The organism is Nonomuraea maheshkhaliensis, from assembly GCF_039529435.1.
Lineage (GTDB): Bacteria > Actinomycetota > Actinomycetes > Streptosporangiales > Streptosporangiaceae > Nonomuraea > Nonomuraea maheshkhaliensis.
In genome coordinates this window covers 83,197-105,160 of sequence record NZ_BAAAMU010000014.1, presented here as the reverse complement: position 1 = coordinate 105,160, position 21,964 = coordinate 83,197, and the positions used below count along the sequence as shown (strand labels likewise).

Sequence of the window (21,964 nt, the reverse complement as noted above, 5' to 3'; positions counted from 1 at the left end):
GGGGAAACCTTCCGGGCAAGTCCGGATTCGGCCACGCAGCACTGGGTAGAGGGAGGGCCCAGTGACTGGTGTGACGAAACCGGAGACCTGTCGTCTTCCGTGCTGTGTGAGGTTATCGTGTTGTAACCCCAGGTCAAGCACGTTCCAAGAGAGACCCATGTCTCTCCCAAGGTGGAACCGCAGGTCAGCGATGCTGCCAGAATTGTCCTCGCCTAGGTGGTTTAACCGTTAAAGATCTACCTTGGGGTGAGATCTTAGTATCCTGCGCCCGTCAGCAGCCCACCGTCCACCGTGACCTCGGTGCCCGTGCAGTAGCTGGCCTTGTCGGAGGCCAGGAACGCCACCACGTGCGACACCTCGACGGGCTTGGCGAAGCGCTTCATCACCATCGACTTGACGAATGCCTCGCCGTCCACCTCGGCCATGATCTCCGGGTCCAGGGCCATCGGGGTGTTGATCGCGCCGGGGTGCACCGAGTTCACCCGGATCTTGAACCTGGCCAGCTCCCGCGCCGCCGACTTGGTGACGCCCCGGATGCCGAACTTCGACGCCGAGTACGCCGACAGCCCCTCGGCCCCGACGTAGCCCTCGATCGAGGAGACGTTCACGATGGAGCCGCGCCCGGCCGCCTTCATGGGTTCGATGACGGACTTGACGCCCAGCCAGGTGCCCTTGAGGTTGACGCCGATCACCCGGTCGAAGTCCTCGGGCGACATGTCGGCGATACGCCGAAATTTCAGGATCCCGGCGTTGTTGACCAGCACGTCGAGGCGTCCGTACACCTCCACCGCCGTCCCCACCGCCCGCTCCCACTCCGCGGCGCTCGTCACGTCGTGCCGCACGTACGTGGCTCCCGTCTCCTCCGCCAGGGCCTTGCCCTCCTCCTCCAGCACGTCCCCGAACACCACCCGCGCGCCCTCCTCCAGGAACAGCCGCACGTGCGCCGCCCCCATGCCGCGCGCCCCGCCGGTGATCAGCGCCACCTTGCCGTCAAGCAACCCCATGACATCCTCCTGCCGCGACGGCCACGGCGGCCGCCTCCATGGTGCGGTAGACGGGGATCCCCGCCGCCGCCGCGATCCGCCCGACCTCGTCCTCGACGCCCGGAGGCGCGCAGTCGCCGTTCCTGGTGACCAGGCTGATCCTGGTGCCGGGCCGGTCGGCCTGGGCCGCGGCCAGGGCCCGCGCGTAGGCGTACAGGGGCTCGCCCGGATCTCCGTGCGCGCTCGCGTACGTGAAGAAGGCCTGAACGTTCACGTGCGCCACCACGTCCGCGTACGGGACCCCGAGTGCGTCGATCACCTCGGCCGCCAGCCCGGCCCGGCCCATCGGGCCCACGGGGACCTCCAGCGGGTTGCCGGTCGCCACCACGCCGAGCCCGGGCAGCGCGTCCAGGCGGTCGCCGGGCAGCGGGGCGAGCCGCACCCCGGCCCGGTCGAACGCGTCCGCCGCCAGCACGCTCGCCCCGCCGCTCGGCCCCACCACCAGGACCTCGTCCCCGTGCACCGTGCGCGTCCCGTGGGCCTGGAAGTAGGCGAGCACGCCGATCAGGTCGTCCTGGCTCGTCACCAGCGCCGCCCCCGACTGCTCGGCCACCGCCTCCCAGATCCGCAGGTCGCTCACCAGCCCGCCCGTGTGGGAGGCCGCCGCCCGACGTCCCTGCCCGCTGCGCCCGCCGACCAGCAGCACCACGGGCACGGGCGCGTCACGCAGGGCCGCGTACAGCTCACGTCCGTTCTTCGGATCCTCCAGGTACAGGCCGACGGCGCGCGTCTCGGGGTCGCGCGCCAGCCAGCGCAGCAGCTCGGCGGGGGTGACGTCGGCCGCGTTCCCGACGGTGGCGACCCGGCTGAACGCCAGCCCGCGCCGCTCGCCGACCTTGATCACCTCGCCGGCCAGCCCGCCGCTCTGCGAGATCAGCGCGACCGTCCCCGCCGGTCCCAGGCCGCCGCCGACGAACGTCTGCCGGCCGCGCGGGCAGTAGACGCCCATGCAGTTCGGCCCGAGCAGGCGCGTGCCCGCCTCCCGCGCCGCCGCGACCAGCTCCGACTCCAGCTCCGGCCGCCCGGCCTCGCCGAAGCCGCCGCTCATCACCTGCACGAACGGCACTCCGCGCGCCTGCCGCACCACGTCCGCGCAACGCTCCGCGGGGACGGCGACCAGCGCATAATCCACCTCGGCCGCGGCGAGCGAGGGCACGGCCGGCACCCCGCTCACCTCGGCGGCCGTGGGATGCACGGCCACCAGCGGCACACCGGCTGCCTGGTAGAAACCGAGGAACATGTTGCCGAAGTTCGGCCGCGACGTGGACGCGCCGACCACGGCCACCGCGCCGGGCTCGAACAGGGGCAGGAAGTCCGTGACCGAGTCGTTCGATGGGCTCTCGGCTTCGGCGGGTATGTCCGGCACATACCTGGCGTCGACCGCGATCACGCCCGACGGGCCGGCGATGACCGGGTTCAGCTCGAACTCGCCCAGCTCCAGCCGTTCCCACAGCCCGCCGGGCCCGCCGGCCGTCATGAGCAGCTCGACCACCGCGTCCAGGTCCACGGGCGGGCCGCCGCGCCAGCCGCGCAGCAGTTCGGTCCCGCGCAGTGAGGCCAGCATGCGCCGCGCGTCCTGCTCCGCGATCGGGCAGAGGCGTAGCGCCGTGTCGCGCAGCGCCTCCGTCCACACCCCGCCGAGGCCGGCCAGCAGCACCGGGCCGAACGCGGGATCCCGTACCAGACCGACGATCAGCTCGACCCCCGGCTCGGCCTGCTCCTCCACCAGGAAGCCGGCCGGCCGCAGCCGGGCCGCCATCTCCTCCGCCGCCGGCCCCAGCTCGTCGAAGCGCAGGCCCAGCCGGACCGCGCCGGCCTCCGACTTGTGCAGCAGCCCGGGCCCGAACGCCTTCAGCACCAGCGGCTCGGCCAGCCCGGCCGCCGCCACGAAGCCGCCATCGGGGCCCGTATCGAAGCCGGCGCCGGGAGTCATCACGACGCCGCGCGGCACCGGCACCCCCGCCTCGCCGATCAGCGCCTTGACCTCGTGCTCGTACGCGCTCACCCGAGCAGCTCGCGGATCTTCCTGCGCACCAGCTTGCCCGGCCCGCCCGAGGCGTCCTGGGAGTGCGGCAGCTCGTCGGCGACCACGATGTGATCGGGCCGCTGGTGCGCGGGGAGCGTGTCGGCCAGGGCCAGCGCCAGCTTGGACGGGTCGAGGGTGTGCCCGGCGCGCGGTACGACGGCCAGCAGCACCTGCTGCTCCTGCGCCCCCTCCGGCACTCCGACCGCCCCGGCCTCGGCCACCCCGTCCAGCGCCGAGGCGGCCTCCTCGATCGCGGCCGGCTGGGTCCAGACGCCGCCCTTGATGATCGCGTCCTCCTTGCGCCCGAGCACGCGCAGGACGCCGTCGGCGGAGACGGAGCCGAGGTCGCCGCCCACGTACCACTCGCCGCGCAGCACCTCCGCCGTCCTGTCGGGCAGGCCGTCGTAGCCGGCCATCCGGTGCGGCCCGGCCAGGTTGATCTCGCCGACCTCGTCGATCACCCGGTTCCCCCGGTGGTCGGTGACGCGCACCGCGTTGCCCGTACGGGCCCGCCCCGAGGAGCCCAGCGGCGTGGACCCGTCGTCCACCCGGCCCATGCACGTGTACGGGGCCTCGGTCTGCCCGTAGTAGGAGTACACCCCGGCCCCCGGCAGCCGGTCCTTGATCCGGTCCAGCATGGTCGCGGTCAGCGGCTCGCCACCCAGCATGATCACCTCGATCGAGGACAGGTCCACGTCCTCGTGCTCGGGCGAGGCCAGCAGCGCCGAGTAGAACGAGGGGATCTGCGACACGTGCGTGACGCGTTCGCGCGGGACGACCCGCAGGAAGTTCGCCGGCCCCCAGTCCTGCTCCAGCACCAGCCGCATCCCCGCGTACAGCGCGGGCCCCACGATGGCGGGGAAGCCGATGCCCCAGATGATCGCGCCCGTCCCGAACACCGAGTCGGGGCCGCGCGGCACGTCGAGCCAGATCTGCGCCGTGGCCAGCGACGACGCGTGCGTGTGCACGACGGCCTTGGGCAGCCCGGTCGTCCCCGAGGTGTAGTAGAGCGCGAGGGGGTCGTCGCCGAACCCCGCCAGAGGGGGCTCCTCGTCCGAGTCGCCGGCCAGTTCCCGTACGTCGATCCAGGTGGTCACGTCCGGCAGCGACGGCCTGATCCGGGCCACGACCGAGGCCACGGTCGCGTCGTACACGAAGGCCGTGCAGCCCGACGCCGCCACCACGTCACGCAGCGTCTCCTCCGGCCAGAACGGGTTCAACGCCGCCGTGACCGCGCCGATCTTGGCGTGCGCCAGGTAGCTCTCGGCCACCAGCAGCGTCTCGTTGAGCAGCGCCGCGACCCGCCTGCCCGGCGTGATCCCGGCGGCGAGCAGGGCGTTGGCGCGGCGGTTGACGTTGCGGTTGAGCTCGTCGTAGGTGAAGCGCTGCTCGCCGCAGTACGTCAGCGCCACGCGGTCGGGCGTGCGCATCGCTCCGGCGGTCAGGATCGCGTGGCCGTAGTTGCCGTAGGGTGATCGCGCCATGGGGGAGCCTCCACATCAGAGGGGCGAATAGAGCACGAAGACGTTGCCCGAGGGATCGCGCAGCACGGCCCGCGTCTCGTGCGGCCCCGCCTCGGGAGCCCGCACCACCTCGGCCCCGCGCGCCGCCAGCTCCTTCACCGTCGCGGCGACGTCGTCCACCTTGTACGACGGCGCCGCGGAGGCGGTCACGTGCTCCTCCGGCCCGGCCAGCGCCACGGTGACCCCGCCGCCGTCGAGCGCGGCGAACCGGTCGCCGTCGCGGAACTTCACCGGCAGCCCGTAGAAGGCGATCGCCTCGTCCAGGTCGGCCACGGGGATCAGGACGTTGCCGAGCTTCACGCTGGCCTCCAATGGGGCAGGTCGTCGAGGAACGTCACGCGGACCGGGAGCCCGACGCGCACCCGCTCGGGCGGGCACTCCACCACGTGGCCGAACGCCCGCACCCCTTCCGGCAGGTCCACCCAGGCCATGACGTACGGCTCGCGGCCCTGGTAGCCGGGGGCGAACGAGCGGTGCACGACGGTGTAGGTGTGCACCACGCCTTCGCCCGAGGCCGGCTCGAACACCAGGCTTCCACCGCCGCACCAGGGGCAGGCGGGCTCGGGGAGGTGGATGCGGCGATCACAGGCCGTACAGCGCTGGATGACCAGCTCGCCGCGTACGCAGGCGGCCCAGAAGGCAGAGGTGTCACCGCTCATCGTGCTAGCCAAGCTAGCGCACGCTTGGTTGGCCGACAAGACCCGCCCGGGCCGGTCACTCCCCCTGGAACGACGCCCCCGCCTCCGGATCGGACGCCTCCTCGGCCGGCGCGCCGGTGGCGCTGGGGGAGGTGTTCAGCGGGGTCGGCTCGGGCATCGCCCCCGGAGCCTCCGAAAGCGACGAGCCGGACGAGCCGGACGGATCGGGCGCGTCGGTGGCACGCGTCCCGACATCGGGCGCGCTGGTTCCCCGCGTGCTGAGGCCGGACGTGGGGCCGGACGTGGGGCCGGACGTGGGGCCGGACGTGGGGCCGGACGTGGGGGAGGCTGTCAGGCCGGGTGTGGGGGCGGGCGCGCGGCTCGCGGACGGGGAGGCGCTCGCGGACGTGCTGGTGGTCGGGACCGGGCAGGCGGGACCGTTCACCGCCACCTCGCTCACCTGCGGCCCGTTCCCCGCCGCCGGCTCCGTCATGACCAGAATGCCCAGGTGCGCCCGCCCACCGCACGCGACCTCGCCGGGATCGTGCCGGACCGTGCTGGTGTAGGCGGTGCTGCCGCGCAGCGTGCGGGTCTCCTGCCGGACGGTCCTGGCCGCCCCGCCGTCCCCGTCGCGCCGCGTGTACGAGATCCGCAGCCGCACCGTCCCCGTCCCGGCCGCCGCGACCGAGATCGAGCCCGTCGTGCCGCTCCAGTTGAGGATGGTCGCGGCGCGCACCGTGGCGGCCGACCCCGAGGCGCCGGTCCCCGGATCTCGGCTCGGCGGCGCGGGCGGGGACGTGACACCGGTGGTCAGTGGGGGAGCGGAGGCGGTGCGCGTTCGGGCCGGGGTGGCCACGGACGAGGTAGAGGGTGAGGTGGGGGCGCGGCTCCGGGTGGGGGCAGGGGTGGCGGCGGTGGCCTCGGTCCTGGCCTTGGGCGGCGGCATCAGGATCGTCCCGGGCCCGGCGGGCAGCCCGCTGCCGGACAGCATGATCGCGATCACCGTCGTCACCACGGCCGCCCCCGCCACCCACAACTGGGGCGGCAGCCTGGGCAGGCTCAGCAGCCGGTCGCGCAGGCCGGTCGCGGCGGGGGCGGTGTGGTCGGTCCTGGCCAGCGGGCGGCGCAGCGCGAGCAGCGCCGCCAGCTCCGCCAGATGCCGCCGCCCGCGCTTCTCCCAGTCGGGGCCGTAGTTCGCGACCGCGTCCTGTTCGAGCTCGGCCGCGAACTGCCTGGCCGAGGCGTACCTGGCCGCCGGGTCCTTGGCCAGCCCCCGCCTGAGCAGGTCGCGCAGCGCGTCCGGCACCACCTCCAGCGGCACCGGCTCCACCAGGTGCTTGTCCCGGAGCGCCGGGACGTCCTGCGCCCCCTCCTCCCCGTCCTTGAACGCCCGGTACGGCGGCCGCCCCCTGACCGCCTCGAACAGCACGCACGCCGCCGCGTACACGTCGGCCGGCGGCCCCGCCCGTTCCTGCGTCCACAGCTCGGGCGCCATGTACGCGGGGGTCCCCGCCGGCACGCCCGGCTCCTCGGCGTGCACCACGACGCCGAAGTCGCTCAGCTTGCTGGTGCCGTCGGCCTGGACCAGGACGTTGTCCGGGCTGACGTCCCGGTGCGGCACGCCCTTCTCGTGCGCGGCGGCCAGGGCCAGCAGCGTGCTCTTGAGCACGGCCAGCGCCGCCTCGGGGCCGGTACGGCCGTGCTCGGCCAGCAGTGTGCGCAGCGAGACGCCGTCCACCAGCTCCATGACCACGGCCGCCCTGGTGGGGGTCTCGACGTACTCGTACAGCCGCACCACGTTGGGGTCGTCGATCTCGACGAGCTGGTGGGTGTCCGACCGGAAGCGGTCCATGAACTCGGCGTCCCTGCGCAGGGTGGCGTTCAGGTACTTGATCGCCACGTACGCGCCCGTGGCCTGGTAGGTGGCGAGGAACACGCGGCCGGTGCGGCCGGAGCCGAGCTGGCGTACTTCACGGTAACCAGGAACCAAGTCCTACCCCCATAGGCAGCCGTCATCGATTCGACGGTCTCACCCGGGGTGTGGGTTGTCACGACCGGAGATATTTCGCCCCGTGTGGATGAGAGATGACGCTGAGTGCCGGTGTTATGCTACCCAAGCAAGCGCTCGGCTAACAATCAGGTGGAGGTCGCCGGTGGGGCGCGTGGCGGTGCTGGTGATGGAGATGCAACGAGGCGTCGTCGGCGATCTGACGAAATTTCCTGATCTGGTGGAGGCGTGCGCGCGCCGCGACGTGATCGCCAACGCGGCCCTCGTCCTCCGGGCGGCCAGGCGGGCCGAGATCCCGGTGATCCACTGCACGGCCGCCTTCCGGCCCGACCGGGCCGGCTCCCACAGCGACAACTGCCCGTTCATCGTCGCCCTCCTGAAGGACCCCGAGCACATGCTGGAGGGCACGGGCGCCGTCGAGGTCCTGCCCGAGCTGCGGGAAGGCGGCGACCTGGAGAGCCGCCGTCACCACGGCTTCTCCCCGTTCACCGGCACCTCGCTCGACATGACGCTGCGCTCGCTCGGCGTCTCGTCCGTGGTCGCGCTCGGCGTCTCGCTCAACCTGGGCATCCCCGGGCTGGCACTGGAGGCGGTCAACCTGGGCTACCGGGTCACGGTGGTCACCGACGCGGTCGCGGGCATCCCCGACGACTACGCGCGGGCCGTGCTGAAGCACACGGTCAGCCTGCTCGCCACCCGCGCCACCGCCGCCGGCCTGGTCGAGGCGTGGCGATGATGGACGGGATGCGCCTGGACGGGCGCACGGCGGTGGTGACCGGGGCGGCGGGCGCGATCGGCGCGGCCATCGCCGCCGACCTGGCCGCGCTCGGGGCGAAGGTCGTCGTGGCGGACGTCGACCTGCCCGGCGCGGCGAAGGTCGCGGCCACCCTCCCTGACGCCGAGGCGTTGCCCGTGGACCTGGCGTCGCCGGTGGTCGTGGCGGAGTTCGCGGGCGCGGTGGGGCGGGCGGACATCCTGGTGCACAACGCCGGGGTGTCGATCGTGCAGCCGTTCGTCGAGAGCGATCCCGCGGGCTGGGACCTCATGTGGCAGGTCAACCTGCGCGGTCCGATGCTGCTGACCAAACTGCTGCTGCCCGGCATGCTGGAGCGGGGATGGGGGCGGCTGGTGTTCATCTCCTCCGACGGGGCCAGGGCCGGCTCGGGCGGAGAGGGCGCGTACGCGGCGACCAAGGCCGGGCTCTTCGGCCTGGCCAAGACGCTGGCCCGCGAGGCCGCCAGGGCGCACGTCACCGCCAACGTGGTCTGCCCGGGCCCGACCGACACCCCCATGCTGCGCCGGGTGTCGGAGGCCGAGCCCGGGCTGGTCGACAAGATCGCCCGGGGCATCCCGCTGCGCCGCCTCGGCGCTCCCGCCGACGTGGCGGGCCTGGTCGCCTACCTCTGTACGGAACGCGCCGCGTACATCACCGGGCAGACCCTGTCGGTGAGCGGCGGCGTGACCATGCACTGAACGGCCATGCGCTCACAACGAGTCGTAGACCGCCTGCACCAGGCGCAGGCCGCGCAGGTTGCCGGAGATCGCGTCGGCCATCCTGTTCATCACGTACCCGATGGCCAGGCCGCGCCCCGGATCGCCCAGGCCGATCGAGCCGCCCATCCCCGAATGCCCGAACGCGGTCGGCGAGGGCATCAGGAACGTGAGCGACGGCCGCATGAAGCCGAGCCCGAACGAGGTGTCGAGCAGCAGCACCCGGTCGGGCCCGTTCACCCGTGGCCGCATGGCCTCGGCCAGCGTCTCCTGGCGCAGCAGGTCGCCGGAGAGCAGCGCGCGGTAGAACCCGGCCAGCCCTCTGGCGGTGGTCACGACTCCGGCGGCGGGCCAGCCGGCGCGCAGGATCACCGGGTTGTTCGCGCCGCCCTTGAGCAGGTGCATGCCGGGGTTGCCGAGGGCCCGGTTCATCAGGCTGTGCGGGTCGAGCGCCGCCCGCGCCATCCGCTCCAGCACGTCGTCAGCCCGCCCGCCGGCCGGGGTCTCCGTGACCTCGGGGCGGGCGCGTTCGCCGGCCTTGAGCCGCGCCGTGCGGGCGATCACCGCGGCCGGCGCGCCCACCCACAGCTCCAGCTCCAGCGGGCCGGCGATCTCGGCGGCCACCAGCTCGCCCACCGACTTGCCGGTCACCCGCCTGATCACCTCGCCCACCAGGAACCCGTAGGTCAGCCCGTGATACCCGTGCGCCGTCCCCGGCTCCCACAGGGGCTCCTGGCCGGCCAGCCGGGCCGCGATGGCCGGCTGGTCCTCGAACTCCTCCACCGGCACCTGCTCCGCGATGGCCGGCAGCCCGGCCTGGTGGCTGAGCAGGTGCTCGACGGTGACCGTCTCCTTGCCGCAGGCCGCGAACTCCGGCCAGTGCACCGCGACCGGCGCCTCGACGTCCACCAGCCCCCGCTCCACCAGCCGCAACAGGACGGCGGCGGTGATCGCCTTGGTGCAGGAGTAGGCGAAGGCGGGGGTGTCGCGCTCCCAGGCCCGGCCGGTGTGCCGGTCGGCCACGCCGTCCCACAGGTCCACGACAGGTTCGCCGTCCAGGTAGACGGCGAAGGCCGCACCCAGCTCCTCGCCGTCGGCGAAGTTCCGCTCGAAGACCTCGCGTACGCGGGAGAACCGAGGATCGCAGTGCATCAGACCTCCGCCAGGAAGGAAGTGCTCACTTGGCTGCCGAGCCTAACAACTGGGGACGATTCGGCCCAGACGATCAGCGGGGCACCCTCAACCTCCTCACCCCCGCCGTCGTCCTCGACGCCCTGCGCAGCGCCACCACCGGCGAGGTGCTGAGCCTGGCCATGCCGATCAGGGGCGCCACCTCCTCGCCGGCCCCGCAGACCGTCCCGCACCTGCCGGGCCGCCCCCTGCCGCAGCACTTCATGTCCGTGGACGGCGGCGACTACGCGGCCGGGGCCCGGCCGATCGGGGCGGGCCTGCGGGTGGCCGACGACGCCCTGGTCGTCACCGGGCACGGCACGACGACCCACATGGACGCGCTGTGCCACATGTGGTCGGGCGACGAGCTCTACAACGGCCACCCGGCGGCCAGGGTCCGCTCCTACGGCGCCACCCGGTGCGGCATCGAGCACGTGGGCGGGGTGGTGGCCAGGGGAGTGCTGTACGACCTGCCCGGCAGGCTCGGCCTCGACCATCTGCCGGCGGACTACCGCGTCGAGGCGGGCCTGCTGGAGGAGATCGCCACGCCGGAGCCGGGGGACGTGGTGGTCGTCCGTACCGGATGGCCGGTGGTGTGGCAGCGCTCGCGCGAGGAGTACTGGTCGGGCCAGCCGGGCCTGTCGGCCGAGGCGGGCCGCTGGCTGGCGGCGCACGACGTGGCGGCGGTCGCCTCCGACAACGCCGCGATCGGCGGGCTGAACGCGCGCGGCATGGCCGACGAGCCGATCGAGGACGACCTGCACCTGATCCTGCTGCACCGGCACGGCATCCACCTGATCGAGATGCTCTGGCTGGAGGAGCTGGCGGCGGCGGGGCGCGGCACGTTCGTGTTCGTGGCGGCGCCGCTGCGGATCGAGGGCGGCACGGGCAGCCCGCTCACCCCGCTGGCCATCCTCTGAGCGCCCGCGGAAGTGGACGTGCGGGGCCTCGCCGCCGGAGAATGTGGATCATGAGCGACCGACCGGGCCTGCGCGAACGCAAGAAGGCCAAGACCAGGGCGTTGATCCAGAAGGAGGCGCTGCGGCTCTTCCGCGAGCAGGGATACTCCGCCACGACGGTCGAGCAGATCGCGGACGCGGCGGAGGTGGCGCCCAGCACCGTCTTCCGCTATTTCGCGACAAAAGAGGACCTGGTGATGGTCGACCAGTTCCCGCCGCTCATGGAAGCGCTCGACGCGGTGCCGCCGGACGCCGGTCCCGTCGCGGCCGTACGGATGGCGATGGCGGCGGTGATCGAGGCGCAGACGCCTGAGGAGCGCGCCGACAGCCTGGAGCGGGAGCGGCTGATGTTCTCCGTGCCCGAGCTGTGGGCGTCGAGCATGGAGAACGTCACCGGCGTGATCACCACGCTGCGCGAGCGGCTGGCGGCCCGCGAAGGGCGCGAACCGGACGATCCCGAGCTGCGCAACGTGACCGGAGCGATCATCGGGGTGATGCTCGCCCTCTGGTTCGAGTGGGTGAAGGACCCGGAGACGGACGCGCCCGCCCAGCTCGACCAGGCGCTGCGGCACCTGGAGGCGGGGCTGCCGCTGCCCCGGGGCTGATCCTCGGGGCAGCCGCTGCTCCAGGGCTGATCAGGCGCTGCCCGGGTAGCCGCCGCCGTCGTGGGCCGCGTCCAGGGCGTCGTAGTCGGGGGTGAAACCGCGCTTGGGGATGCTGTCCACGAACACCACGTGCTTGGGCTTCTTGTACGACGCCAGCAGCGTCCGTACGTGCTCGGTCAGATCGTCGGCGGTAACCTCGCCGGCCTCGGGGCGCAGGGCGACGACGGCCTTGACCGCCTGCTGCCAGTCGGGGTCGGGGACGCCGATGACGGCGGCGTCCGCGACGGCCGGGTGCGTCTTGAGCGCCCGTTCCACCTCGGCCGGGTAGACGTTCTCGGCGCCCGACTTGATCATGCGTAGCTTGGGGCCGATGAAGGTGAGGGTGCCGTCGGGTTCGCGGCGGCCGAGGTCGCCGGTGTGATGCCAGCCGTACGCCGTTTTTTCCGCATTTAAGTCGGGGCGGGCGAAATATCCGGAAAAGAGGGTCTTGCCGCGGGCGCAGATCTCCCCGACCTCCCCCGCCGGAGCCTCCGTGCCGTCCGGAGCCAGCAATCGCACCTGCACCAGCGGCGACGGCCGCCCCGCGAACCCGGCCCCGCCCTCCGCCAGCCCGAGGAACGTGAGCATCCCGCCCACCTCGGTCTGCCCGTACCCGCCCATCTTGGAGCGGCACCACGGCGAGTCGTCCACGGTGATCATGTCGTCCCACTCGGCGGAGTGGGAGACGAAGCGCAGCGAGGACAGGTCGTACTTGCCGCCCGCGTTCGCCTTGGCCACCGCGTCGATCATCGGCCCGAACAGGAACGCCTGCGTCACCCGCTCGGCGTCGATCAGCCGGCAGACCTCCTCGGCGTCGAAGGCGGGGGTGAAGATGTTCGTGCCGCCGATCTGGAACGTGGCCAGGCAGAACATCATGGTGCCGACGTGGAAGAGCGGGCCGTCGCTGAGGAAGGTGAAGCCGGGCTCCATCTGCCGGACGACGAGCAGGGACGTGGCGTGCGCGACGAGCGCGGCGCTGCTCAGCAGGGCGGCGCTGGGCCGCCCGGCGAAGGCCGCGGTGTAGAGAGCGAGGACGGGTTCGGCGTCGTCCACCTGGGCGAACTCGCGCACCGGCGCCTCCGCCACGGCCCGCTCGTACTCCGCGCCCGCCTGGAGCCACGTCCCCGCGCCGGCGGCGCGCAGGGACGTGGTGGCCTCCGACGGCTCGTAGACGACCACGGACGGGGTCAGGTCGTCGAGCACGAAACGCAGCTCGTCCGGCGACTGCCGCCAGTTGGCCGGGCAGAACACGGCGCCCAGCCGCGAGCAGGCCAGCAGCAGCTCCAGCACGGCGTGCGAGTTCTGCCCCAGCCACAACACCCGCTCGCCGGTGGCGACGCCGGATCCGGCCAGCGCCGCCGCCAGCCGGCTTACTCTCAGGTCCAGCTCGGCGTAGGTGTGGCGGAGCTCGCCGTCCACGGTGGCGGTCACACCGGGGCGGCTGCGGGCGTGGTCGGCGAGTACGTCGGACAGCGACAGGCTGTGGATCATCATCGGTCTCCAAAGGCCGGCATGACTTCGGTCGCGAAGAAGCGCATGACCCGCTTCATGTCCTCCAGCGGCATCGGCCTGGTGCTGCCGAAGTCGCACAGCAGGTTGCCGAACCCGGCGTCCCTGAGCAGCGAGATCTGCTCGATCACCCGTGCCGGGTCGCCGATCACCTCCAACTGCTCCCACCGGAACTCGGTCGAGACCGAGCCGCCCTTGAGGTAGCGGTCCTGGTAGTACTCGAAGCCCTGCGCCGCGCGGCCGGTCTTCGGGTCGATGGGGGCGCTGCGCTCGTTGAAGATGCGTGAGCGGTCGAACGACGCCTCGAACCGCTCCTGGTCGGCGCGGGCCTGCTCGAGGGTGGGGGCGACGTACACGCTGCGGGCCACCACGAGGTCGGCCCGCTCCGGGTGCCCCGCCCGCGCGGCCGTCTCCCGCCAGGTCTCGGCCGCCTTGACGACCTTCCTGAACGGCGCCGCCGGGTCGGCCAGGATGGGCAGGCCGCGCTCGGCGTACATGGTGACGGTCTCGGGCGAGACGGCCGCGACGTGCAGCGGCGGATGCGGGCCCTGCACCGGCCTGGGCACCAGCGACACCTCGGTCCCGGTCTTGTAGAACTTGCCCTCGTGCTGGTACGAGTCCTGCGTCCAGAGCCCGACGATCACCTCCAGCGCCTCGTTGAACCGGTCGCGCGCCTCGGCCAGGTCGATGCCGAACCCTTCGAACTCGAAGCTCTGGTACCCCCGCCCGATCCCCAGGTCCAGCCGCCCCCCGGACAGCACGTCCACCAGCGCCGCCTCTTCCGCGACGTGGACGGGATCGTGCAGCGGCAGCACCACGATGCCGGTGCCGAGCCGCAGGTCGGTGGTGCGGGCGGCGGCGTGGGCGAGCATGGTGAACAGGTTGGGGACGACGCCGTAGTCACGGAAGTGGTGCTCGGCCAGCCGTACCCCGTCGAACCCCAGCTCCTCGGCCAGCTCGATGAGCTCCAGGTGGTAGTCGTAGACGTCCTTGAAGCTCTGTCCGTCGAAGCGGTGGAAGAGGTGGAAGGTCGAGAACTTCATGCGGCGGCCTCTCGCTAAACCAAGCGCTCGCTTGGGAGCGTACCACGCGAGAGGTCCGGCGGCATGGGCCCGGCGCGCGACGCGGACCCCTTACCGGGTCCGGGCGGCGATGGCTCTTACCGGGTGGCTCCTTCCGGGTGGCTCCTTCCGGGTGGCTCCTTCCGGGTGGCTCCTACCGTGCGCGGGCGGCGATGGCCCGTGCGCACTCCATGGCCTCGGTGCGGGTGGTGTCCACCTCCAGGTCGTAGTGCACGTCCTCGTGCACCACCTCCGCCTGCAGCGCGGCCATCCCGCGGACCCGGTCGCCGCGGGCGACCTCGCGGCCCTCCGCCACCGCGACGTCGCACCGGACGCCGACCCACAGCACCTCCAGCCCGCTGAGGACCTTCTCCCACCGCCGCTGCGAGGACGGCCCGCCGAGGAAGACGTCGTCGATGACGATCCGCGCGCCCGCGCGGGCCATCGCGGCGACGCCCTCCCGCCAGGCCGCCTCCAGCCGCATGAACTCGGACCCGACGCTCACCTCGCCGTCAGGGCCGAACTCGATGCCCGCCGCCGAGCCCTCCATGGACGCCGGCATCGACTCGACGAAGGAGTCGACGCCGACGGCCAGCCACGGCTCAGGCAGGATCGCCTGGAGGCAGCGGGTGATGCCCGACTTGCCGGAACTGGAGCCGCCGTTGAGCACGATCACCTGAACAGTCACCGCACCACCCTAGAAGCCGGGCCCGTGCCGCAGGCAACCCCTTTTCGCTGGTGAGGGTGCTATCGGGTGATGATGCCGGTCCAGTTCAGGGTGGCGATCTTCCAGACCTGCCCAGCCTCGCTGCCGAAATACGGTGACACCCCTGCGTCGTACCGGCCGTCGCCGTCGGTGTCGGAGACGCTGATCGTCACGCCGCTCAGGACGCCGAGACCGGTGTCCGCCGCATAGCGGTTCAGCCACGCCGACCCGATCGACCCCGCACCGGTGAACGGTGACTCCACGCCGATCGGCTGGTCCATGCGCGGGACGCCCACCGACGCCGCGAACGTCGCCCCCGCCGACCGTTCGAGCGTCGCCCCCGAGTACGGACGGCTGCCGTCGGGATGGGCCCCGGCGGGGAAGCCGAGCACGTCGACCGCCGGCCCGACCGGCTGGTTGTAGGCGAAGCCCTGCCCGCCGACGACGTCCACCAGCCGGCCGACGTTGGTGAACGTGCCGGGCGCGGGGGAGACGACGCCCTGGTAGACGTTGACGAAGGCGTAGTCACGGTCGTAGTCGCGCACGTCGTCGAAGGGGTAGGGGGCGGTGCCCATCTTGCCCACGTACAGACCGAAAGGCGCCGTTCCGGCGGCGACCTGGCCGGGGGCGAACACCCACTTGCCGAGCGCACCCATCGGCGCCTCGACGTCGAACACGCAGTGCCCCGCGGTCGCGACGACGTTGCGATACTGCCCCTGCACGGCCGTGCCGGTGCACCAGTGGGGCTCGTTGTCGCTGCCGATGAAGAACACCTTGCCCGAAGGCGTGGGCAGCGTCCCGTCGGGAGCCGCGGCCCCGCCCGGGGCCACCGGGGCGACGACCCCCGGCTTCCCGTCGGGGACGATCTCCGTCGCCGAGCGCTCCGCGGTCATCTCCGTGTGCACGGTGTACGGGGTGGCGGCCCGCAGGTTGGCGCCGTCGTCGGCCAGCCAGAACGCCGCGACCTCCCGCGCCGTCTCGGAGGTGTCGGCCAGTCTCACCGTCGCCACTTCCACGGCCGCCTGCGCCGGCAGCGTGATGAGACTGCTACTCAGTGCGACCATGCCTAACGCGATCAGTGCACGCCTCAAAGTCGGATCTCCCGTCGGTTTCATGGGACGCGTCCGCGCCCCGGGGCCTCGGATCGGGCCCCGGCGGAACGGCAAGATCGTAACCCGGGCGTGCTCCATGATCCAGAGTTTTTGGATCACATGTTCGACTCATGCCAGGGCCGAGAGCAGCCCCATGGTGAGTGCCGTACGTTCAGGGATGTGCTCCACCAGCACGTGCTCGTGCCGCGCGTGTGCCCCGTCACCCACCGCGCCCATGCCGTCGAGCACCGGACGTCCGAGCGCCGAGACGAAGTTCCCGTCGCTGGCCCCGCCGACCGCGACCTCGTCCACCAGCCAGCCGAACCCGGCCGCCACCTCCTGGGCCTCCTTGAACAGCCGCTGCGAGGCGGGGTTGGGGGTCATCGGCGGGCGGTTCCACTCGCCGGTGGCCGAGATGGTGACGCGGGGGTCGGAGGCCCGCAGGTCGGCGAAGAGGTCGTCGATGCGGCCCATCTCCGCCGGATCGGTCACCCGGACGTCCACGCCGCACGTCGCCCGCCCGGCCGCGACGTTGCGGCCGGTGCCGCCGCCGATCAGGCCGACGTTGACGGTGGTGCCGCGCTCACGGGAGCCGGCGCCGGCCAGGGTGGTGACGATCTCGGCCAGGGCGTGGATCGCGCTCGCCCCCGCGTACGGGTCGAGCCCGGCGTGCGCCTCGATCCCGGTCACGCTCACGTTGAACAGCCCCACGCCCTTGCGCGCCGTCTTGAAAGCGCCGTCCATGGACGCCTCGAACACCAGCGTGGCCAGGGCGTCCTCGCTGGCCGCCTCGATGTGCTCGCGCGAGGACGGGCTGCCGACCTCCTCGTCGCCGTTGAACAGGAACCGCACGCTCGGATGCGGCAGCCCCAGCTCGCGCAGGCCGCGCAGCGCCCAGACGGACTGCACGAGCCCGGTCTTCATGTCGAACACGCCAGGCCCGGTCGCCTTGCCGTCCACGACCGCGAACGGCCAGCCGCTCAGCGTGCCGGTCGGCCAGACGGTGTCGTAGTGGCTGAGCATGAGCACCGTCCCCGGGGCGGTGCCCTGGTAGGTCAGCTCCAGGATGTCGCCGTGCTGGCCGCCCTCGTGCAGGATCTCGTCGTCTGGGGTGCCGAGGTGACCGACCGCCCTGGCGCGGATCTCCCGCAGCCCCTTGACCAGCATCGCCTTGTCGTAGCTGTGGGTCTCCAGCTCGACCACGGCCCTGAGGTCGTCGAGCATGGCCGGCAGGGCCTGCCGGGTCCAGTCGGTGATCAGCACGAGATTCCTTTCACGGGGGGACGGGTCAGGAGGGGACGGGCACTCCAGGGCCGAGCGGGACGCCGAACCACCAGAACACGAAGAACAGCAGCGTCCAGACGACGAGCAGGGTGAACGCCAGCGGGATCGTCATCGAGGCCAGCGTGCCGATCCCGGCCGAGCGGCGGTAACGCTGCAGGAAGCCGAGCGCCATCACGAAGTACGGGCTCATCGGCGTGATCGCGTTGGTGCACGAGTCGGCGATGCGGTAGAGGGCCTGGGTGTACTCGGGCGGGATGTCGAGCAGCATCAGCATCGGCACGAACACCGGCCCGACCAGCGCCCACTGGGCCGAGCCGCTGGTCACCACCAGGTTGATCAGGGTGACCACGAGCAGGATGCCGAGGAAGACGACCGGCCCGCTCACCCCGGCCGCACGCAGCAGGCCGGCCCCGTTGACGGCGATGATCTCGCCGATGCCGGTCCACTTGAAGTAGGCGAGGAACTGCGAGATCGCGAAGAACAGCACCAGGATGGGCGCCATCTCGCGCAGCCGTGGGCCATGAAGCCCGGGATGTCCCTGCTGCCGGTGACGGTGCCCGCGGCCCTGCCGTAGGCCCAGCCGACGGCCAGGAAGGCCAGGCCGAGGAAGACGGCGATCGAGGTGAGCAGCGGCGACTGCACGATGCTGCCGCCCTCGCCGCGCAGCGGTGAGCCGGCCGGCAGGACGGCCGCCACGGTCGCGGCCAAGAACAGCACGAGCGTGATCAGCGCGTTGCGCAGCCCTTTGCGTTCCCTGGGGCTGAGCGTCAGCGAGCCGAGGTCGTCCTCCTCCGCGTCGGGATCGACCGGCAGCGACTCGACCCGGCGGGCCAGGATCCGCTCGGTCACCACCGTGATGGCCCCGGCCAGCAGCAGCGACGAGGCGATGGAGAAGTAGTAGTTGGCCAGCGGCGTCACCAGGTAGGCCGGGTCGACGGTGTGGGCGGCGGCCGTGGTCAGCCCCGACAGGATCGCGTCCACCGGCGTGACGAGCGGGCTCGCGTCATAACCCGCCGAGATCGACACGAACGCCACCACGACGCCCAGGATCGGGCTGCGGCCCACGGCGCGGAAGGCGAGCGCGCCGAGCGGGATGAGCACCACGTACGCGGCGTCGGTGGCCACGTGGGCGATCATCCCGGTGAAGGCCAGCGCGAACGTCACCCACTTCGGCGACACCTTCGCCACCCCGCCGCGCAGCACCGCCGCCAGCAGCCCCGACCGCTCGGCCACCGCGACGCCGAGCATGACGACGAGGATCGTGCCGAGCGGCGGGAACGAGGTGTAGTTCTCGATCGCGTCGCCGACCATCATCCGCACGCCCTCGGCGGACAGCAGGTTGCGAGCCGCGACGGTCTTGCCCGACGCCGGGTTGACGGCCGAGACCCCGGCCGCCGCCAGCCCCCAGCTCGCCAGGGCCAGCAGCGCGCTCAGGATGACGAAGAGCCAGAACGGGTGGGGCAACCGGTTGCCCAGGCGTTCGATGCCGCCGAGCACCTTGAGGAGCGAGCTCAGGCCACGTGAACCCGCGACCGCCTCCGACGTGCCCACCGGCCCGCCTCCTTCCCGCATTTCGGTCACCCATTACATGCGGTCAGTAAGCGTTCTGACAAGTCGGAGTCGAGAATCAGTCAGTGTTGGCGGCCTCCCGCAGCGGCAGTCGTACCTCGAACCAGGTGTCACCCGGCACCGAGCGGACCTTGATCTCACCACCGTGCCGACCGGCCACGATGCGGTAGGAGATGTCGAGGCCGAGCCCCGTGCCCTCGCCCACGGTCTTGGTGGTGAAGAACGGCTCGAAGATCCGGTCCTTGATCGCCTCCTCGACGCCGTGACCGGTGTCGCCGATCTCGACGATCGCCTCGTCCTCGTCGTGGGCGGTGCGGATGGTGAGCGTGCCCTCCTCGCCCATCGCGTCGAGCGCGTTGTGGATGAGGTTGGTCCAGACCTGGTTGAGCTCGCCCGCGTAGCAGGGGATCTCGGGCAGCGTGCGGTCGTAGTCGGTGACCACGCTGATGCCGGGCGGGATCTTGCCGCGGAAGATCGCGACGGTGCTGTCGAGCAGCTCGTGCACGTCCACCTGCTGGAACGGCGCCCGGTCCATCTGGGAGTACTGCTTGGCCGAGCGGATGAGCGTGGTGATGCGCTCGGTCGCCTCGGTCACCTCGTTGAGCATCTGCGAGATCTCGATGGCCTCGGCCAGCCAGTGCAGCGCCGACGGGGTGTGCTCCTCGCCCACCTTGGCGCGGATCTTCTGCAGATAGGCGTTGCTGAAGCCGGCGGTGACGAGCGCGGGGGTCAGCTCCCACGCGTCCTCGACGCCCAGCTCCTCCAGCGCCTCGCCGAGCTCGTCCTCGGCGTCGGAGATCTCCATCGGCGAGCGCTGCGGCTGGTTGCCCAGGTTGCTCGTGCACGCCTCCTGCGCCTCGATCAGCGCGCGCAGCTTGTCAGGCGCGATGCCGGCCTCGGCCAGCCCGGCCAGCTGCATGCGCGAGTTCTTGATCAGCGTACGCAGCTCGCTCACCGCGCGCACGGCCGCCGCGGCCGGGTTGTTCAGCTCGTGCGTGAGCCCGGCCGTGATCGTGCCGAGCGCGGTCAGCCGCTGCCGCCGGTCGATGATCTCGCGCTGCATCCGCCCGCCGGACATCAGCCCGTCGAGCAGGTGCATCGCCATGGGGAACCACTCGGCCACGATGTAGGCGAACTTCTTGGCCGGCAGCATGAAGATGCGTGACGGCGCGGTGGCGCGCAGCGTGTGCTGGTAGGTCTGCGGCGCCCGGTCGCCCAGGTAGGCCGCGGTGGCGCCGCCGTAGACGCCGGGCTGGGAGGTGCGCGGCATCGCGACGGTCCCGGCGCTGACCGTCGCGCTGATCATCTGGATCTCTCCGTCCAGCAGCACCGCGAAGCACTCGGCCGGCTCGCCCTGCCGCAGGACGTCCTCGTCCTGGCCGTAGGTCTGCACCCGGCCGCTGATCGCGAGCTTGGTGAGCTGGTCGTCGGTGAGCCGCTCGAACAGGAAGAGCTTGCGCAGCTCGTCGATGTCGATGTTGGGCACGGTGTTGGACCCGGGGCCGGTCTCGGCGCCACAGGCGTACTCGGTCTCGCTCACTGCTTCTCCAAATAACGGTGCACGAGCGCGACGGCCATCGCGCCTTCTCCGACGGCGGAGGCCACCCGCTTGATCGACTCGGCGCGCACGTCGCCGGCGGCCAGCACTCCGGGCACGTTGGTCTCCAGGTAGTACGGCTCACGACGCAGCGGCCAGTTGCGCGGCCGCCGCCCTCCCTGCACCAGGTCGGGGCCCGTCAGCACGAAGCCGCGCGCGTCGCGCTCGACCGTCTCGCCCAGCCAGGACGTGTACGGCTCGGCCCCGATGAAGACGAACAGCCACTGCGCGTCCACCGTGCGCTCCTCGCCCCTGGTGGACAGCGTCAGCCGCTCCAGGTGGCCGCCACCGGCGCCGCCGACGACCTGGGTCTCGCAGTGCACCTCGATGTTGGGGATCGCGGCGATCTGCTCGATGAGGTAGTGGGACATGGACTTCTCCAATCCATCACTCCTCACCAACAAATGAACCTTGCTCGCGAATCCCGACAGGTAGACCGCGGCCTGGCCGGCCGAGTTGGCCGCCCCCACGATGAACACCTCGGTGTCCTTACATGCGGGCGCCTCGGTCAGCGCGGCGCCGTAGAAGACGCCCCTGCCGACGAACTCGTCGAGCCCGGGCGCCTCCAGCCGCCGATAGGTCACGCCGGTCGCCAGGATCACCGCGTGCGCCGCGATCTCGCCGCCGTCCTTGAACCCGACCACGCGCGCCTGCCCGCGCGGCTCCAGGCTGACCACCTTGCGCGCGGTCAGCAGCTCGGCCCCGAACTTCTGCGCCTGCCTGCGGGCCCGGTCGGCCAGCTGCTGGCCGGAGACGCCGTCGGGGAAGCCCAGGTAGTTCTCGATCCTGGAGCTCTGGCCTGCCTGCCCGCCCGAGGAGTACGCCTCCACCAGCACGGTGTTGAGCCCCTCAGAGGCTCCGTAGACGGCGGCGCCGAGCCCGGCCGGGCCGCCGCCCACCACGATCAGGTCGTAGAAGTCGGTGGCCGGTGTCGTGGACAGCCCCACCGCCGCGGCCAGCGTGGCCTGGTCGGGCGACTCCAGCGTCTCGCCGTCGGAGGTCACCACCAGCGGCAGGTGACAGCCCTCGCCGGCCGCCTTCACCAGTTGCGCGCCGTCCGGGTCCTCGGCGAGCAGCCACTGGTACGGGACGTGGTTACGGGCCAGGAAGTCACGCACCTTGTACGACTGCGCCGACCACCGGTCGCCCACCACCCGCAGCTCGGTCCGCTCGACCCGGTCGGTGCGCAACCAGGCGTCGAGCTGGCCGTCGATCACCGGATAGAACTTCTCCTCGGGCGGGTCCCAAGGTTTGAGCAAATAATGGTCCAAATCCACCACGTTGATTGCCTGGATCGCCGCGTCGGTGTCGGCGTAGGCGGTCAGCAGCACCCGCCGCGCATACGGGTACAAATCCATGGCGGCCTCAAGGAACTGCACCCCGTTCATCTGCGGCATGCGGTAGTCGGCCAGGATCGCCGCCACCTCGTCACCCCGCAGGCGCATCTCCTTCACCGCGTCGATACCGTCTCTGGCCGTTTCCGCGCGGACGATGCGGTATTCCTGCCCGTAACGGCGTCTCAGGTCACGGGCGACCGCCCGCGAGACGCCTGGGTCGTCGTCCACCGTCACGATGACCGGCTTGTCCATCTCCCGTACGCCCTTTCCGTGGTCTCCCTCAGTTGAAGGATGTCATGTACACCGGT

General features: G+C 72.0%; 18 protein-coding genes and 1 pseudogene. 4 read left to right on the top strand and 15 right to left on the bottom strand.

The annotated features are described in order from the left end of the window. Nucleotides 1-254: 254 nt before the first annotated feature. From ABFX54_RS12485 to ABFX54_RS12460, 6 genes are read right to left on the bottom strand one after another with little or no spacing between them, the layout of a single operon-like run. Nucleotides 255-1,004, bottom strand: coding sequence for a glucose 1-dehydrogenase (locus tag ABFX54_RS12485; protein ID WP_346104320.1), 750 nt, complete (start codon nt 1,002-1,004; stop codon nt 255-257). Then, complete coding sequence (locus ABFX54_RS12480; RefSeq protein ID WP_346104318.1) at nt 991-3,048, bottom strand: acetate--CoA ligase family protein; 2,058 nt, start codon at nt 3,046-3,048, stop codon at nt 991-993. Before ABFX54_RS12480 ends, ABFX54_RS12485 begins: the two co-directional genes overlap by 14 nt. Continuing rightward, nucleotides 3,045-4,553: a class I adenylate-forming enzyme family protein gene (locus tag ABFX54_RS12475; protein ID WP_346104317.1), complete on the bottom strand. Its 1,509-nt coding sequence runs from the start codon at nt 4,551-4,553 to the stop codon at nt 3,045-3,047. The genes ABFX54_RS12480 and ABFX54_RS12475 overlap by 4 nt, the downstream gene beginning before the upstream one ends. Before the next feature lie 15 nt (nt 4,554-4,568). Continuing rightward, nucleotides 4,569-4,892: a VOC family protein gene (locus tag ABFX54_RS12470; RefSeq protein WP_346104315.1), complete on the bottom strand. Its 324-nt coding sequence runs from the start codon at nt 4,890-4,892 to the stop codon at nt 4,569-4,571. After that, nucleotides 4,889-5,251, bottom strand: a complete 363-nt coding sequence (locus tag ABFX54_RS12465; protein ID WP_346104313.1) for a Zn-ribbon domain-containing OB-fold protein — start codon at nt 5,249-5,251, stop codon at nt 4,889-4,891. Before ABFX54_RS12465 ends, ABFX54_RS12470 begins: the two co-directional genes overlap by 4 nt. A 55-nt stretch (nt 5,252-5,306) precedes the next feature. Further along, complete coding sequence (locus tag ABFX54_RS12460; protein ID WP_346104311.1) at nt 5,307-7,220, bottom strand: serine/threonine-protein kinase; 1,914 nt, start codon at nt 7,218-7,220, stop codon at nt 5,307-5,309. 163 nt (nt 7,221-7,383) lie between these two features. On the opposite strand from ABFX54_RS12460, the gene ABFX54_RS12455 reads away from it, so the two are divergent. Then, nucleotides 7,384-7,974: a cysteine hydrolase family protein gene (locus ABFX54_RS12455; protein ID WP_346104309.1), complete on the top strand. Its 591-nt coding sequence runs from the start codon at nt 7,384-7,386 to the stop codon at nt 7,972-7,974. Further along, complete coding sequence (locus tag ABFX54_RS12450; RefSeq protein WP_346104372.1) at nt 7,974-8,711, top strand: SDR family NAD(P)-dependent oxidoreductase; 738 nt, start codon at nt 7,974-7,976, stop codon at nt 8,709-8,711. The genes ABFX54_RS12455 and ABFX54_RS12450 overlap by 1 nt, the downstream gene beginning before the upstream one ends. A gap of 12 nt (nt 8,712-8,723) precedes the next feature. On the opposite strand, the gene ABFX54_RS12445 is transcribed toward ABFX54_RS12450, so the two are convergent. Continuing rightward, nucleotides 8,724-9,881 carry a serine hydrolase domain-containing protein gene (locus tag ABFX54_RS12445; protein WP_346104307.1) on the bottom strand — a complete coding sequence of 386 codons (1,158 nt, stop codon included), beginning with the start codon at nt 9,879-9,881 and terminating at the stop codon, nt 8,724-8,726. Between the two features lie 29 nt (nt 9,882-9,910). On the opposite strand from ABFX54_RS12445, the gene ABFX54_RS12440 reads away from it, so the two are divergent. Together ABFX54_RS12440 and ABFX54_RS12435 are read left to right on the top strand one after the other, a co-directional pair. Then, entirely contained in the window at nt 9,911-10,819 is a 909-nt protein-coding gene (locus ABFX54_RS12440) for a cyclase family protein (RefSeq protein WP_346104305.1), read from the top strand. 50 nt (nt 10,820-10,869) lie between these two features. Further along, on the top strand, nt 10,870-11,463 hold the full coding sequence (locus ABFX54_RS12435) for a TetR/AcrR family transcriptional regulator (RefSeq protein WP_346104303.1): 594 nt from the start codon (nt 10,870-10,872) through the stop codon (nt 11,461-11,463). Nucleotides 11,464-11,493: 30 nt separating this feature from the next. On the opposite strand, the gene ABFX54_RS12430 is transcribed toward ABFX54_RS12435, so the two are convergent. From ABFX54_RS12430 to ABFX54_RS12395, 8 genes and pseudogenes are all read right to left on the bottom strand, one after another. After that, on the bottom strand, nt 11,494-12,996 hold the full coding sequence (locus ABFX54_RS12430) for an AMP-binding protein (RefSeq protein WP_346104301.1): 1,503 nt from the start codon (nt 12,994-12,996) through the stop codon (nt 11,494-11,496). Beyond that, nucleotides 12,993-14,054 (bottom strand): LLM class flavin-dependent oxidoreductase, encoded by a 1,062-nt coding sequence (locus ABFX54_RS12425; RefSeq protein WP_346104299.1) that lies wholly within the window; start codon nt 14,052-14,054, stop codon nt 12,993-12,995. Before ABFX54_RS12425 ends, ABFX54_RS12430 begins: the two co-directional genes overlap by 4 nt. 172 nt (nt 14,055-14,226) lie before the next feature. After that, nucleotides 14,227-14,760 carry a chloramphenicol phosphotransferase CPT gene (gene cpt, locus ABFX54_RS12420; RefSeq protein ID WP_346104297.1) on the bottom strand — a complete coding sequence of 178 codons (534 nt, stop codon included), beginning with the start codon at nt 14,758-14,760 and terminating at the stop codon, nt 14,227-14,229. Nucleotides 14,761-14,819: 59 nt separating this feature from the next. After that, nucleotides 14,820-15,842 carry a trypsin-like serine peptidase gene (locus tag ABFX54_RS12415; RefSeq protein WP_346104296.1) on the bottom strand — a complete coding sequence of 341 codons (1,023 nt, stop codon included), beginning with the start codon at nt 15,840-15,842 and terminating at the stop codon, nt 14,820-14,822. Between the two features lie 156 nt (nt 15,843-15,998). After that, on the bottom strand, nt 15,999-17,132 hold the full coding sequence (locus tag ABFX54_RS12410; protein ID WP_346104295.1) for a M20 family metallopeptidase: 1,134 nt from the start codon (nt 17,130-17,132) through the stop codon (nt 15,999-16,001). Nucleotides 17,133-17,157: 25 nt separating this feature from the next. Then, nucleotides 17,158-18,725 (bottom strand): annotated as a pseudogene (locus tag ABFX54_RS12405) (AbgT family transporter). A gap of 55 nt (nt 18,726-18,780) precedes the next feature. Continuing rightward, nucleotides 18,781-20,262, bottom strand: coding sequence for an ATP-binding protein (locus ABFX54_RS12400; RefSeq protein WP_346104293.1), 1,482 nt, complete (start codon nt 20,260-20,262; stop codon nt 18,781-18,783). Continuing rightward, the gene (locus ABFX54_RS12395) at nt 20,259-21,908 is read right to left on the bottom strand and encodes an NAD(P)/FAD-dependent oxidoreductase (protein ID WP_346104291.1); all 1,650 of its coding nucleotides are present in this window, start codon (nt 21,906-21,908) and stop codon (nt 20,259-20,261) included. Before ABFX54_RS12395 ends, ABFX54_RS12400 begins: the two co-directional genes overlap by 4 nt. Nucleotides 21,909-21,964: the final 56 nt, after the last annotated feature.

Excerpts from the sequence above, each read along its gene's own strand:
- ABFX54_RS12485 (WP_346104320.1), bottom strand. The coding sequence starts at position 1,004 with ATGGGGTTGCTTGACGGCAAGGTGGCGCTGATCACCGGCGGGGCGCGC.
- ABFX54_RS12475 (WP_346104317.1), bottom strand. The coding sequence starts at position 4,553 with ATGGCGCGATCACCCTACGGCAACTACGGCCACGCGATCCTGACCGCC.
- ABFX54_RS12465 (WP_346104313.1), bottom strand. The coding sequence starts at position 5,251 with ATGAGCGGTGACACCTCTGCCTTCTGGGCCGCCTGCGTACGCGGCGAG.
- ABFX54_RS12450 (WP_346104372.1), top strand. The coding sequence starts at position 7,974 with ATGGACGGGATGCGCCTGGACGGGCGCACGGCGGTGGTGACCGGGGCG.
- ABFX54_RS12445 (WP_346104307.1), bottom strand. The coding sequence starts at position 9,881 with ATGCACTGCGATCCTCGGTTCTCCCGCGTACGCGAGGTCTTCGAGCGG.
- ABFX54_RS12435 (WP_346104303.1), top strand. The coding sequence starts at position 10,870 with ATGAGCGACCGACCGGGCCTGCGCGAACGCAAGAAGGCCAAGACCAGG.
- ABFX54_RS12430 (WP_346104301.1), bottom strand. The coding sequence starts at position 12,996 with ATGATGATCCACAGCCTGTCGCTGTCCGACGTACTCGCCGACCACGCC.
- ABFX54_RS12425 (WP_346104299.1), bottom strand. The coding sequence starts at position 14,054 with ATGAAGTTCTCGACCTTCCACCTCTTCCACCGCTTCGACGGACAGAGC.
- ABFX54_RS12415 (WP_346104296.1), bottom strand. The coding sequence starts at position 15,842 with ATGGTCGCACTGAGTAGCAGTCTCATCACGCTGCCGGCGCAGGCGGCC.
- ABFX54_RS12395 (WP_346104291.1), bottom strand. The coding sequence starts at position 21,908 with ATGGACAAGCCGGTCATCGTGACGGTGGACGACGACCCAGGCGTCTCG.